The 14,393-nt window shown below is 45.9% G+C and carries 15 protein-coding genes; 14 read left to right on the top strand and 1 reads right to left on the bottom strand.

What is annotated here, in order from left to right:
• Positions 1-49: 49 nt before the first annotated feature.
• The 8 genes from EXU57_RS19215 to EXU57_RS19250 all read left to right on the top strand — a co-directional run bounded on the left by EXU57_RS19215 (position 50) and on the right by EXU57_RS19250 (position 7,286).
• Complete coding sequence (locus EXU57_RS19215) at positions 50-994, top strand: NmrA family NAD(P)-binding protein (RefSeq protein ID WP_133269870.1); 945 nt, start codon at positions 50-52, stop codon at positions 992-994.
• Positions 995-1,364: 370 nt separating this feature from the next.
• Positions 1,365-1,883, top strand: a complete 519-nt coding sequence (locus EXU57_RS19220) for a class I SAM-dependent methyltransferase (protein ID WP_133269871.1) — start codon at positions 1,365-1,367, stop codon at positions 1,881-1,883.
• 455 nt (positions 1,884-2,338) lie between these two features.
• Positions 2,339-3,118 (top strand): exodeoxyribonuclease III, encoded by a 780-nt coding sequence (xth, locus tag EXU57_RS19225; RefSeq protein ID WP_133269872.1) that lies wholly within the window; start codon positions 2,339-2,341, stop codon positions 3,116-3,118.
• A 74-nt stretch (positions 3,119-3,192) separates the two neighbouring features.
• A complete protein-coding gene (locus tag EXU57_RS19230; RefSeq protein WP_133269873.1) occupies positions 3,193-3,561 on the top strand; it encodes a VOC family protein in 369 nt (122 codons plus the stop codon).
• A complete protein-coding gene (locus EXU57_RS19235) occupies positions 3,558-3,980 on the top strand; it encodes a DUF6157 family protein (RefSeq protein WP_133269874.1) in 423 nt (140 codons plus the stop codon). Before EXU57_RS19230 ends, EXU57_RS19235 begins: the two co-directional genes overlap by 4 nt.
• A gap of 142 nt (positions 3,981-4,122) precedes the next feature.
• A complete protein-coding gene (locus tag EXU57_RS19240) occupies positions 4,123-5,064 on the top strand; it encodes an alpha/beta hydrolase (RefSeq protein WP_133269875.1) in 942 nt (313 codons plus the stop codon).
• 204 nt (positions 5,065-5,268) lie between these two features.
• Positions 5,269-6,804, top strand: coding sequence for a sulfatase-like hydrolase/transferase (locus EXU57_RS19245; RefSeq protein WP_133269876.1), 1,536 nt, complete (start codon positions 5,269-5,271; stop codon positions 6,802-6,804).
• 284 nt (positions 6,805-7,088) lie between these two features.
• A complete protein-coding gene (locus EXU57_RS19250; protein WP_133269877.1) occupies positions 7,089-7,286 on the top strand; it encodes a cold-shock protein in 198 nt (65 codons plus the stop codon).
• 164 nt (positions 7,287-7,450) lie between these two features.
• On the opposite strand, the gene EXU57_RS19255 is transcribed toward EXU57_RS19250, so the two are convergent.
• Positions 7,451-7,876: a response regulator gene (locus EXU57_RS19255; RefSeq protein WP_133269878.1), complete on the bottom strand. Its 426-nt coding sequence runs from the start codon at positions 7,874-7,876 to the stop codon at positions 7,451-7,453.
• A gap of 234 nt (positions 7,877-8,110) precedes the next feature.
• Between EXU57_RS19255 and EXU57_RS19260 the strand changes: the two genes are divergently transcribed.
• From EXU57_RS19260 to EXU57_RS19285, 6 genes are all read left to right on the top strand, one after another.
• Entirely contained in the window at positions 8,111-8,776 is a 666-nt protein-coding gene (locus EXU57_RS19260) for an intradiol ring-cleavage dioxygenase (RefSeq protein ID WP_133269879.1), read from the top strand.
• 53 nt (positions 8,777-8,829) lie between these two features.
• On the top strand, positions 8,830-9,312 hold the full coding sequence (locus EXU57_RS19265; protein WP_133269880.1) for a GyrI-like domain-containing protein: 483 nt from the start codon (positions 8,830-8,832) through the stop codon (positions 9,310-9,312).
• A 370-nt stretch (positions 9,313-9,682) separates the two neighbouring features.
• On the top strand, positions 9,683-10,567 hold the full coding sequence (locus EXU57_RS19270; protein WP_133269881.1) for a helix-turn-helix domain-containing protein: 885 nt from the start codon (positions 9,683-9,685) through the stop codon (positions 10,565-10,567).
• A 36-nt stretch (positions 10,568-10,603) separates the two neighbouring features.
• On the top strand, positions 10,604-11,062 hold the full coding sequence (locus tag EXU57_RS19275; RefSeq protein ID WP_133269882.1) for a DUF983 domain-containing protein: 459 nt from the start codon (positions 10,604-10,606) through the stop codon (positions 11,060-11,062).
• A 569-nt stretch (positions 11,063-11,631) separates the two neighbouring features.
• On the top strand, positions 11,632-12,960 hold the full coding sequence (locus tag EXU57_RS19280; RefSeq protein ID WP_133269883.1) for an efflux RND transporter periplasmic adaptor subunit: 1,329 nt from the start codon (positions 11,632-11,634) through the stop codon (positions 12,958-12,960).
• Complete coding sequence (locus tag EXU57_RS19285; RefSeq protein WP_133269884.1) at positions 12,887-14,347, top strand: TolC family protein; 1,461 nt, start codon at positions 12,887-12,889, stop codon at positions 14,345-14,347. The genes EXU57_RS19280 and EXU57_RS19285 overlap by 74 nt, the downstream gene beginning before the upstream one ends.
• Positions 14,348-14,393: the final 46 nt, after the last annotated feature.

The following is a 14,393-nucleotide window of genomic DNA, read 5'->3' on the forward strand; positions in this document are numbered from 1 at the left end:
GCCTCTAAATGGCTCTGTGGAAAGCCGCAAAAAATCAGCACAGCATACCATGGGCAGCATTTTAAACACGCAACATACAAGCACCACCATTGGCGCCGGCAAAACAATTACCCTCGCGGGTGCCACCGGGGAACTCGGGCGCCGGATAGCAACGCACTTACGGAACAACGGTGCCACGGTAAGAGCGTTGGTCCGGAAAGGCAGCAATGGGGCCAACATAGAAGTGCTCCGGTCGATTGGAGCGTCAATAATTGAAGTTGATTACAACAATACCGGGGAACTTATCAATGCTTGTATGGGCAGCACCTGTGTTGTTTCAGCATTGTCTGGATTGAGGGAAGTGATTGTTGACACACAAACACGCTTGCTGGATGCTGCGGTAAAAGCAAAAGTGCCCAGGTTTATTCCTTCGGACTACTCAATTGACTTCACCCGGTTAAAGCCCGGATCAAACCGCAACCTGGATCTTCGGCGGGAGTTCGCGCAAAGACTTGATGCGGCACCTATTGCTGCCACCTCAATCCTAAATGGCATGTTTACCGACCTGCTTAGTGGGGACGCTCCTTTGGTACTTTCAAAGATCAGCCGTGTGCTTTATTGGGGTAATCCCAACCAGTTGCTTGACTTCACTACCACCGATGATACCGCCGCATTTACTGCTGCAGCAGCCTTGGACAATGAAACCCCACGTTATCTTCGGATTGCCGGCGAAGTTGCCAGTATAAGGGGTTTGCAACGGGCTGCAAGCGCAGCTTTGGGTAAACCATTTAAGTTGTTCCGGGCCGGAGGACTAGGGCTCCTGGGTGCAATGATCAAAATCACACGAACGGTAGCGCCCAACAAAGACGATGTTTTTCCACCATGGCAGGGCATGCAGTACATGCACAATATGTTTACCGGGCTGCCTAAGCTTAACCCGCTTGATAATGACCGTTACCCGCACATTCAATGGGTTACCATTCAGCAGGTGCTGGAGCGGGAAAGCAAGAGCTAGTGCTGACTGGTAATAGGATTGCGGCCGCTTGGTTATGCAGCTTGTATGGGCCAGGTTGATTTCGCATAATCTAAGATCCTTACCCGCCAGCTGGACTGGCCGGAGTGCAGAACCAATCTTATCCAGCTGGCACTTTTAGAAAGGCGAGTTTGTTGCTAACGTTAACTGAACGTCATAAGTCAAACTATACTGAACGGAACAAGAAATTGAACGTCACAAATGTTGAGCAACCAGTTTGAATGAATATTGGGTTACAACTAAGTGCTGCGTAGTATTGCTTTCTTTTAGAGAGATGCGAAAGACATTAAGCATTGTAAGGGTTAGATGTCTAGCTTAGCATAGGAGCACACAAGCATATCAACAACATCTTATGCCATCCATTCCCGAACGTTTCAGCTGGGCGGCAGCCCAATTACATATCAACCCTGATGATCATATCGTGGAAATCGGCTGCGGTGCCGGTCTCTTTGCTGAAGTTATCGCGGCGCAGCTCCACGGGGGCAGCTTGCTCGCCATTGACAAGTCTCCGGCAATGTTGGAGAAAGCGCGTAAACGAAACCAGGCATTTATAAACAGCGGTGTGTCGGCGTTTGTAAGTGCAGAATTTGCCAAGGCCAACTTACCCGCGGCTTATTTTGATTGTATCCTTGCCTTCAACGTAAACTTCTTTTGGAAAGATCCGGTGGTTGAGTTGGCAAGTATCCGGAGCGCACTAAAACCACGGGGCAAACTATCTATCTTTCTTCAGGCACCTTATGAAATTACGTTAGATGCAGCAGAGCCGGTAAAGCACAGGCTAAGGGAAAATGGTTTTAAAGTTTTGGATGTGGTATTACAACCAATGCAGCCCACAGCCGTATTGTGCATTGTTGCGCAACCCAACGGTTAACTAAAACAAGGGGCAGGACACCTGCAAAGCATACTTCGTTTCGGCAGAATTTTACTCTTAATTGTTCGGCCAAATGACTGTTTGAGGAGCCAGTTATTGGCCTAAAGCATTTGGATCTGCAGGTTTCTATGCATTTGCTGTGGGTGGACCTGGTTACCCGGTCGTGAGCCCGCGTGAGGGATTGCGTGGAAAGCCCGCAACCCCGCCGTAGGTGGGGTGAGGACTTGGAACAAAAGCCCGACCCCCAACCCAAGTTGGGGGGCACGCCCAAAAAATCTCATACACGGCATTTGGCGATTCGCCGCATCCATTTCTTATTCTTCTGTAAATACCTGGAGTGAAAAGCCCGCAATACGTCCACATCTTTAAGTTAGTGTAAGTTATGCCGCGAAATGGAGCCCTTCAAGGCGGCGTCATTTTTTTGTAGATAGGGCTATGATCTTAAACCATCAAACATGAGAATAGCAACCTATAACGTTAACGGCATAAACGGTCGACTACCTGTTTTACTTCGTTGGCTCAGTGAAACAACCCCTGATATTGTCTGCCTGCAGGAACTTAAGGCGCCGCAGGAAAAGTTTCCTGAACAGGCCATTGCCGACCTGGGTTACGAGGCACTATGGCATGGTCAAAAGAGCTGGAACGGGGTTGCCATCCTCTCACGTGTAGGTTCGATTAGTGAAGTTCGGCGCGGATTGCCCGGAGATCCCGAAGATGAGCATAGTCGTTACCTGGAGGCCGACGTTGCCGGCATCCGCGTCTGCTGCCTGTACCTGCCCAATGGAAATCCCGCCCCGGGACCAAAATTCGAATATAAGTTGCGATGGTTTGACCGGCTGAATGATCATGCGGCTGAATTGCTAAGAATAGACATGCCGGTAATACTTGCAGGGGATTTTAATGTAATGCCTACCGATAAAGATGTTTACAAACCCGAGCGATGGCAGGAAGATGCCCTGTTCAGGCCCGAAGTTCGCGAGGCATTTAAATCGCTTGTTGAACAAGGTTGGACAGACGCGATACGGACTTTTTATCCCGACGAAATCATTTACACCTTCTGGGATTATTTTAGAAACGCATACGGCCGCAATGCAGGTTTGCGTATCGACCATTTTCTGCTGAGTCCGCAATTTGATGGACGCCTCGTTGCTGCAGGAGTAGACCGCGAGGTACGTGGGTGGGAAAAAACGAGCGATCATGCGCCGGTGTGGATTGATGTACTGGATAATCTTTAATATATTTTGCACCTGGCACCCGACAATTCCGACCCATAACCGGGGCTGTATTTACCGCTAAAACCTGACCGTATATGGAGCCTCATTTTACCGGCGGAGTGAACATAGCCATCAAGATCCCGAAAGCAAAATATGAGCAAACGGTAGCATTTTACCGCGACATCTTGAAACTATCGGTAGCCGAAAAGCCGATCAGCAATCCTACGGTGAGCAGAACAAATGAAGTAAAATTTGGGAGCAATATCGTGTGGCTCGACTGTGTTGATAATTATACTCATTCGGAAGTATGGCTGGACCTGAAGACAAATGATGTAGAAGCAGCGACTGAATACCTGAAAGCAAAAGGGGTTGAGACCTGTGATGAATTAGAGGAGATTCCTGCCGGTATGCATTGGATAATGGATCCATCGGGAACCCCGTTTATTTTAAACCAGCAAGATTGAAAACGACACATACAACAAACTACTACAACACCTTTATTGCTGTTGCCGAAGATTGCCCGGCAACAATGGGAGAAGTTCCTCAATTAAAGGCAGGTACCAAATCGATCGCCAATCTTGAATTTGAGCTGATGAGTCGTCATCCCTATGCATTTACCTCGGATGATATTTTGTTCCAGGTGTTTGCAGAACGTAATCAGTTGGATCAAGCAGGGTTTACAGAAGCAAGAGCGGTGCTATTTTCCAAAGGGCAGGCATGTTTGCGTTCATCAGCGTTGGGTAAAAGGTATGGTTGGGGTATCCACTTTAATGAAGAAGGTAAGGTTGCTTTGTTTGGCAGGGAGCAGCCTGAATATCAACAACTGGCCAGGGATACGAACCTCAAACAATTGAAAGCTATGCGTTCGAAGCGCAGCAAGTAATTCTAAGCAAACAGCGGATGTAAATCGTACAAAGCATCTAACTGAAACAGGGTGTTCTGTGCAGATCTGAACGAGGGTGTGTGCATATAAATACTCGGCGGCTAACATTCAAACGGATTCTGCAGAAGAGCTATTTTCGGACATGAGAATGTTGAAAATAGCCGGCCGTGTTTTCCTTTTATTGTTTGTGGTATTGAATATTGTTGCCGCATTTCATGCCTACCGCTTCACCCATTTTTCGGATACCAACAGCAAGAAGACGAACGCATCAAAACTTAGCCCTGTGGCAAAGTTAAAGACCATTGTATTTGGGATATCAAACCCGCGGCCCGTAAATGGCAGGTTGCCAACGCAGAACTATCGGGTCCTTCACCTCCAGAGCAATAAGAAAATAAGTTGCTGGTACATGACACAGCATAACAGCAGGGGTACGGTCATCCTCTTTCATGGTTATGGCGGCAATAAATCTTCGATGCTTGACAAGTCAGACGTGTTTTATGCAATGGGTTATAATACTTTGTTGGTTGACTTTATGGGTAGCGGTGACTCCGAAGGTAACCAAACCACAATAGGGTTTAAGGAAGCGGAGCAGGTGAAGACATGCTTTGATTTTATCACCAGAATGGGCGAAAACCACATCTTCTTATTTGGAACTTCCCTGGGTGCGGTCGCGATATTAAAAGCAGTGAAGGACCATAACATACAGCCTGGCGGCATCATGCTCGAATGCCCGTTTGGCACCATGTATGAGACAACTGTGGCGAGGTTTCGCACAATGAATATTCCCCCTTTTCCTATGGCTGGTTTATTGGTTTTTTGGGGTGGACTTGAAAACGGCTTTTGGGGTTTTGGGCACAACCCTATTGATTACGCAAAAGCGGTTAAATGCCCTACCCTGCTGCTTTATGGTGAGCAAGATGAAAAGGTAAGCCGGGCAGAAATCGACAATATCTACAAAAACCTAGATGGCAGCAAGCAGTTGAAGACATACCCGCTTGCCGGGCATGAAAATTATCTTGTGCAATATCGCACGGAATGGATAGCCGACGTGCAGGCGTTTACGGGCGGAACAAATGGTAAATAGTTGAAGCGCTGCCCTGCTTATGCGGTAAGTAGCCGCACCACCTAACTGTTGCGGAATGCTCCAGTTGGAACACATTTTTAGATATACCATGAAGGAGGAGTAGTGCAACATTCGCGTATAGTTCATCACCTGTTTGGCGGGAAAACATGTTCTGTTGTATGCGGAATACTGCTAATAAGCCTGTTTGTTGTAAATGACTGCAGGTTGATTGATGTCATTCTTGAAGGCCGGAACGAGCGACCCATGCTCGTGGTATTCGCCTATGCTGCAGCATTTTGCTCGATTATAACTATGATGTTGAACAGGAACATCTGGGTAAAAAAATTTGCCGAGGTATTGGTGTTTTCTGCGATTTACACCGACCTTCTTTACCTGATGCTCAGCGGCTACCCGTTTTCATACCCCGATGCAATCAACCTCTTTAATAATCCGGAATACGCCTCAGCTGCCTTTGCGACCTTTAAAATACCTTTTCTGCTTGCCTTCGTTGGTACCGGGATCGCTTTTGCACTGTTACAGTTTTCGCTAAAACCTGTTCAGCGCAGGTTTGCACCGGGTTGGCTTATGCTTTTTCTTGTCATTCAGGGAATACTTTATTTATCGTCTGCAAGAGCTGCGGGTTGGCCTGACCTGATGCCTGCTGTTTACCGGGTTTCTGGCAACCTGCTTACGTCGAATATTGTGCGACCCGAAACACGGTGGCGACGGGATAAGGTAAGGGCTATACCTCTCGGCAACAAAGTTGATCATGTATTTATCATCGTGGATGAAAGTGTAACCGCAACTGCCCTAAGCATCAACGGTTCACGCTTTTCCACAACACCTTTTCTGCAGGCAAATACAAACAGGCTTATCAATTTTGGTGTTGCCACTTCATTCACCAACTTTAGTGCGGGTTCCAATCTTTCTCTTATGGCAGGAATGCAAATGCGCGAGTTGCCTGATACCGGCTATGAGGCCTTTGCAAAGCCAGGCATTTTCCGGTATGCCAGGCAAGCGGGTTATCAAACCTATTTACTTGACGCGCAAACCCCGGGTGACAAATTGCAGAACTACACGACCAGTCAGGACCTGGCGTTTATTGATAGTATTTATAAGCCTTCACATTCCGAAGATGTTCCATTATTTCACCGGGACTCGTTGATTGCCGAAAAAATTGCAGCTATCGCCAGCTTAAACGTTCCCACGTTTACCTATGTCAACAAGTTTGGTGCACACTGGCCTTACAACACCAACTATCCACCAACGGCCCTGGCAAAAACATTCAGTTCGGTTGAGCAAAAAAGAGAGACAGCAAAACATTATTTCAGGTCGCTGCAATGGAACGTTGACCAGTTCTGGCACACCTTAATGAACAGGCTGCCTGCAAACAGCAAACTGCTGATACTTTACACCGCCGACCATGGCGAACACTTTAATGCAAAACCGCTGAACATTAAACATGCATCAATTTACCGGGCAAACTCAATTGAAGGTCTCGTTCCTTTGCTTGCAGTTGACCGGGCAGGATTCTTTCCCCCTGGTTACGCTCCGGAACGGGATCGCTATTCGCATGAATACATCTTCCCAACCCTGCTTGTTGCTATGGGGTATGACCCAGGCTTTGTTGCAGCGCAATACGGACGTACATTATTGCAGCCGGCTTGTGAAAAGCCACGCTGGTTTCAAACGGGGGATCTCTTTGGAAGAGGAACCAACAAGCGGGTTGTTGTAGATACGGGTCGCTTACGCCATCCTTAAGCCGCAATATGGGATCAACGTCATCAGCAAGAGCAATAGTAATAACCTAGGTGTATACATCATCCGACCCGGAGGACCCTATCCCAAAATCAACAAAAAGTATAAGCGGCCGGTCAAACGGCTGCACGCCCGCAGTTCGCAAAAAAGATTTAGGTGTTATGCCGTCTGCATGCAAGTGACCGCCCTTAAACGGGTTTATTTTGCTTATTAACAAATGAATGTGGTTAAATGCATTGCTGCCCCGGTTAATAGTGATACTTTTATCGAATATTAATATCAACGTTATGACAGAAAAAGGAACCGTAAAGTTTTTCAACGTATTGAAAGGCTTTGGCTTTATCACCAGCAATGAAGGAAAAGATTATTTTATACATACTTCAGGGCTTAATGGTGGCTCACTGAAAGATGGTGCCAGTGTTGAGTTTGAAACAAGACAGGGACAGAAAGGCCTCGAGGCTTACAATGTTGAAGTACTTGATTAAGTTTGCTAAACATCTTGCAAAAATGCCACCCCAGCGGGTGGCATTTTCATTTACGCTATATTAATATCGGAAGGTCACATTATGCTGCTGATGACTTTGCAACCATGAACGCTGTGGGAGCAAATGCCTGGCTTGATCCTGCGCCAATATAGCCCGGTTTCGAACTACTCGAACTCTCCCGGAGCCAGGCATACCTGCCAATATTCAATTATTTTCCTGATGGTGTTTTCGATGTCGTTAAACGATGTTGGTTTTACAAAAAATCCCTGGACCGATAATGAATAGGCATCAAGGACGGCTTTTTTTGTTGCGCCGGTTGTAAAAAACAGGTAGGGAATACACTTTCTCTGCAGTTTTTCATTTGTAAAAATCTTGTTCCTTAGTTCAAAGCCGTCCATCTTCGGCATGTTGATGTCAGATAAAATTAAAAACGGCTGGTCATCCGACTCATTCAAATAGCGCAGGGCATCATCACCATCCTGGAAAAACCTGATCTTGTTTACATAACCAAGCCGTGCAAATATCTCCACCAGGATCAACTGATCGTCGACATCATCTTCAATAACGATTATCGGCCCCAATTTATTCATATCTGCAGTATTTACTGTAATGTAAATAAATAAACCGGGGTGAAGTAATCACCAACAAACTTCTGCCCGGCAAGCGAAGTTCTTCTCTACTCCCCGCGAGTAAATCAAACATAAAACCTGCGGGTAAGGGTATACCACCTGTGTACCTAATAGCACTACCCCTTACTGCAATTGGGTTAAAGTAAGTAAATTCAATCGCAATTACTTCAGCACCTTTATAAACCTTCACTCCTCATGCAAGCAATAAGAAAATCGGTGTTCCTGCTTATCACCCTTTCCTTACTGGTAAGTTGTAATGGAACATCTACCGCCATGAAAGACGATGGAACAACACAAACCAGGAAAAAAGTCGTTGGCGGAGGTTGCGATGGCTGTGAACTGATGTTTGTTGGTATGCCAAAGAATATCGATCATATTGATACGAGTGCGGGGTGGAATGAAAAAGGACAAAAGCTGGCGATTAGCGGGGCGATATATAAAGCTGATGGTAAAACCCCTGCACCCAATGTGATCCTGTATTACTGGCAAACGGATAATAGTGGCGTCTATTCTCCGGTTGACGGTATGGCCGTTGAAGCAAGATCTCATGGTCATATTCGCGGATGGATTAAAACCAATCCTCAAGGCAGGTATTCAATTTACACCATCCGTCCGGCTCCGTACCGGGATCGTTCAAGCCCGGCACACATTCATATCTCCCTTAAAGAGCCAACAATAAACAACGAATACTACATTGACGATTTCCAATTTGATGACGACCAATTATTGACTAACGCAATAAGACAGCAAGCTGATAATCGTGGTGGAAGCGGGATCTTAAAAACGGTGAAGCGCGGCAACCTGGAGCTCGGCACACGCAACATTATACTTGGATTGAATATACCCGGGTACCCGCGATAAATTGCGAAGCACTATTTGCACGATAAAAAGTTTATTTTATTCAACTGAAGTGTATGCAAGCTCGATTTGAGAAGCTAACCAGGAAGCAAGTTATAGGCGTGAGAAAGCGCATGTCATTCGCTGAAGACCTTACCCCGGCGCTATGGCAAGCATTTATGCCAGGGCGAAAAGAGATAGCAAACGCCTTAACCAGCAACCTTTACTCCATTGAACAATACGATAGTCCTCAATTTTTAGACAACTTCAATCCCCGCGCCACCTATACCAAATGGGCGGCTGTTGAAGTCTCAGATCTAAGCTTCATTCCCAATGGCATGGAGGCGATGACAATACCTGCAGGGGATTATGCTGTGTTTGTACACAGGGGTCCTGCAAGCCTTGCCCGACAGACCTACCAATACATCTTTGAAACCTGGCTACCTTCTGCTGAAGTGAACCTGGACCACCGGCCACATTTTGCTGTGATGGATGAGCACTACCGCGCCGACGACCCGAATGCAACAGAAGAAATTTGGATACCCGTGAAAGCGCGTTAACCATTCCTTGTATTCAGGATAGACAAGACGATTAAAGTTGATTGTTCATTACCCAGGTTTATTCGTGAGCAAAAAGGCATTATAGCGCAAGGGTAGAATATTCTGCGTGATCTGTTCCTGGGCATTCGAAGCAGCTCTAAATAGCCCCGAAGCGCGTAAACATGATTAAACCAAGGCGAGACATCGGGTGCTCACCCGAATAGAAAAAAGAAAATCAAACCCCGCCCATGCTTTGACCCCGATTATCTTGCATGTTATCCGGCAAATCCCTAATCACTCTTAGCCAACCAGTAAAAAGTACCACAGAACACCTGAATAGTACCCTTAGGCCTGGTTAAAGGGCGGTAGTTTTGCATCAGAAATAAAGGTCATGTCAAAGCAACAACTTCCGGTCTACAGCATATGCAGTCTCACGAAAACACCGCAGTTGCCCAACGACTGTATTGCTGACGACTTCAAACATTACCTTGAGGTTCACAAGGACCTACACTTCCCACATAAACATTCTTTTTATCACCTTGTATATTTTTCCGAAGGCTCAGGAAGTCACTCCATTGATTTTCTAACATTCCCCGTACACCCTGGCCAAATATATTTTATGGTGCCTGGGCAAGTACACACTTGGGAGTTTGACAATGGTCCGAACGGGTACATCATTAATTTTTCTGAACAATATCTAAGTGCGCTGATCCAAAATCCGAGATACCTCGACCAGTTTACTTTTTTCTCCGGGCAAGCAAAAGAACAGGTAATTGATATACCGCTGGATGGCAGAAACCAGGTCGAGCAAACGCTTGCTGCGATAGTGCGGGAAGCAAATTCAACCAACAACTTAAAAGATGATTTTGTACGCGCAGCACTGGTGCAATTGTTCATCCAGGTCAACCGGTACACACAAACAGGAGGTCGTAGTCAACTTAATAATTACAACCGTTTACTACTTCGAAACTTTCAAAAACTCATTGAACAACACTTTAAAGAAAAGAAGTTGTCTAAGGAATATGCGGCTATGCTTTATGTGACGCCCAATCATTTAAATGCATTAACTAAAGACATCACTGGTTTATCTGCAGGTGAACTGATCAGGGATCGCATAATTCTTGAAGCAAAAAGATTGCTTGTAAATGCAGATATGTCGATTATGGAAATTGCAAATGACCTGGACTTTCTTGACAACTCCTACTTTTCAAAGTTCTTCAAAAAGTATGTCGGGGTAACGCCTGAAATTTTCAGAAAACAAATACATAAAACTTAGAAGATGGTAACTATACAAGGATCACAATTAAGCGACATGAATTTTACAGAACCGGCAGAAAAAAGGAGCCCGTTAAAGCTCCTTGCCTGCAAATGCCCGAGGTGCAGGGAAGGGGACATGTTTGAGGATAAGAATCCCTGGCACCTGAAAAACACGATGAAGATGTATCCCCAATGCCCCATTTGTAAACAGCCTTTCGACATTGAAGTAGGCTTCTACTTTGGTTCAAGCTATGTAAGCTATGCATTTACAGTTGCCTTAAGTGTGGCTACATTCATTGCATGGTGGGTGATCATAGGTTTCTCCATCAATGACAACAGGATATTTTACTGGCTCACCTTTAATGCCCTGCTACTGATTGCTATGCAGCCTTACCTCATGCGGGTAGCCAGAACCGGGTGGTTGGCCTTTTTGGTAAAGTATGATCGCAACTGGAAAAACAATCAGCCGAAGCCGGTAGAGCGAAACAATCGGGACCAGCAGAACAACTGGTAAAAGCGTATTCAGCTTCAATTGGCTTTTAGTAAAAGAAGCTTTTTGGCTCCGGCGGCAGATCTTTCCCGAACATTGTTGCACGCCCGCCTGCGGCAGTCGGACGGGTGTGACTCCCTTGTACAGCTGGTATTCTGTTCGGCGAACCTCTACGCCGGGGTTTAAAACAAACAAACAGCGGGTATACTTAACTCCCTTTCTACATGCAGTTTGCCCGACAAAATATTTTCATTCAAATGCGAGCCTCATTAAATTGATAGCACAGCGTGGCGCCACTTCGCTTTCTCACTTGATTCAATAAGAAGTCCGTCTACCTTTTAATGGTTTCCAGCCCTGCTTTGCGGGGCTTTTTTTGTTCTTTGCGGATCCCGACTGTAAAAACGCCGGTATGGCGGCATATTGCCTGCCTTGCCCTTTCCATATTCCATCAACTTCCTACCATTGTTTTCCGTTATCAAACATTTTGTCCGGAATCGGATATTTTTCATAATTAAATATTTCGCAAATCAGTGTAAATCACTCGTTTATGTCTGGCACCGTGCTTGGAACATACCAGTTCAAATCAGCACTGTATGGATAAAGAAATTGCGCGGGAGGTTGTAAAAGCAAAACAAAACAAAACGATCGTTTATGCGATCGTAATCGTGCTTGCACTTGCAATCGCCCTTTGGCTACTCCGGTCATCAATCAAATCATCGCTCGATGCCGGATCGTTTACCACTTCAGTTGTAGAAGTGGGTAGTATTGAAAATACCATTACGGCTACCGGGGAAGTATTGCCCGAATTCGAACAGGTGATTACCAGCCCCATCAACGCTGCGATTAAGGAAGTAAGTCTTGATGCCGGCACACACGTAAAAGCCGGACAATCCATCCTGGCGCTGGATAAGCAAGCATCGCAAAACGACTATGAAAAATTGGAGTTTCAATTAGAGTCAAAAAGAAACAGCATAAGCAAGATGCGGCTGGAGCTGAACAAAAGCTTCTTTGATATCAGGTCAAACAACGACATTAAGCAATTGCGCATAAACAGCCTTGAGGCGTCGGTTGAAGATGCAAAACGTTTGTTCAAAGCTGGGGGTGGTACCCGTGAACAGATAGCCCAGGCCGAACTCGCGCTCAAGGTTGCCCTGCTGGAGAAAAAGCAGTTGGAAAACGAGATTACGAGCAAGCAACAAACAATGAAGGTCGACATTCGGGAGAGCGAAATTGCCGCAGCTATTCAGGAAAGCGACCTGCGTGAACTCGGCAGAAAGCTACAACAAGCCACCATCACAGCATCACGCGAAGGGGTGATTACCTGGGTAAATAAAAACATCGGCTCAAGTATAAAAGAGGGAGAGTCACTGGTTCGTATTGCAGACCTGAAAAGCTTCAAAATAACGGGTAGTGTTTCCGATGCTTATCTGGACAAGGTTAAAACAGGTATGCGTACCATAGTGCGCATTAATGACTCAACGATCCGCGGCACCATCACCAATGTAAACCCTTCCGTGCAAAATGGCATTGTTGCTTTCGACATTGGGCTCGACGAAAGAGACAATAGCCTGCTGCGCCCAAACATGAAAGTGGATGTATACCTCGTTACAGCAAGCGAGAACAAAACAATGCGTGTAGCCAATGGTCCGGCGTTCAAAGGCTCTTCCACACAAGACATTTTTGTAATCAGGAACGGCAAGGCGTTTCGCACTACTGTAGACATCGGGATGACCAACTTTGATTACGTTGAAATTAAAAACAATGTAAAACCCGGCGACGTAATCATTACCTCTGACATGAGCCAATTCAAAAATGCAAAGGAGATCATCATCAACAACCAACCATCAAATGAAACGAAAACAACTGCCACTTATTTTCATACTACTGATATGCTGTTTGCAAAGCTGGGCACAGGCAATTGATACCACGGTACTCACCCTACAACAGGTTGTGGAACTCGCAAAGGCAAAATCAATAGCTTCCAAACAGGCTGCAACCCTAAAGGAAACCCGTTATTGGCAATGGCGGACGCATAAGTCGAATTACCAACCGCAGCTTTCTTTAAACGGCAACCTGCCTGGCTATAGCAAAACATTCCGTGAAGTTTTACAACCAAATGGAACCATCGAGTTTCAGCCTGTCCGCTACAACAACTCGTCGCTTAACCTTGCACTAACTCAAAGTATTGCCCGGACCGGTGGAACCATTTTCGCAACTACACAGATGCAACGGTTCGACGATTTTGATCGCAAAACGGTGCTTTATAATGGGGTGCCCTATGCGATCGGCTATAGTCAACCAATATGGAAATGGAACCCGCTAAAATGGGACAACAAGATTGAGCCACTGAAGTATATGGAAAGCAGGCAGGTGTACATTGAATCGATGGAACAAATTGCCATAAACGCGACCAGCTATTTCTTCGATCTCCTGGTAGCACAGGTAAACCTCCAGATCGCCGAAACCAATTATACAAACAACCAGAACATTCTTCGGATTGCACAGGAAAAGTTTGACATGGGCAAAATTTCAAGAAACGAAATGCTGCAACTTCAACTCGAGCAGCTGAAAGCACAGAAAGCAGTTGGGGTTGCAAAACGCGACATGGAGATTGCTACTTTAAGCCTGCGCTCGTATACGGGTTTGTCAACAACAAAAATAAGGCTGTCACTACCAGCATCTTCAATCAGGATGAAGGTGGATACGTCAAAGGTGGTTGCTGAAGCTTTGGAAAACAGGTCGGATGCGATCGCCTTTATGCGAAAATTAGCCGAAGCAAAACGGGACCTGGCAAAAGCAAAAGCGGACAACGGGTTGAATGCGACCTTAACGGCAAGAGTTGGTTTTTCAAAGTCGGCGAGGGACCTGGGTAAGGTCTATCAATCACCGATCAACCAGCAGCAGTTCCAGCTTGAGTTCGACATCCCGATCCTTGACTGGGGCAGGTCAAAGTCAAGAACCAAAACAGCAGAAGCAAATAAGCAGTTTATTGAATATGCTGTTGAACAGGACAAGCAGAATTTCAGCCAGGAAATCTATACCCAGGTAACCTTATTCGAGATGATGAAAAATCAATTGGTGCTTACCGCCAGGGCCGATAGCATTGCTTCGGAAAAGTACCAGATCGCAAAGGAACGGTATGTATTGGGCAACCTGAGCATAACCGATTTAAGTATTGCATTCCAGGAGAACGACCAGGCCAAGAGAGACTATGTTTATGCACTCCGCGACTTTTGGGGATCGTATTACCAGCTTCGCTACCTGTCGTTGTACGATTTTGAAAAGAACACAAAAATCACGTATCGATAAATCCAAAACTTATACATATGCTGCCAACTCAAATGCAGGAAACAAG

Origin of the sequence: Segetibacter sp. 3557_3 (assembly GCF_004354985.1) — a bacterium.
Classification (GTDB): domain Bacteria; phylum Bacteroidota; class Bacteroidia; order Chitinophagales; family Chitinophagaceae; genus Segetibacter.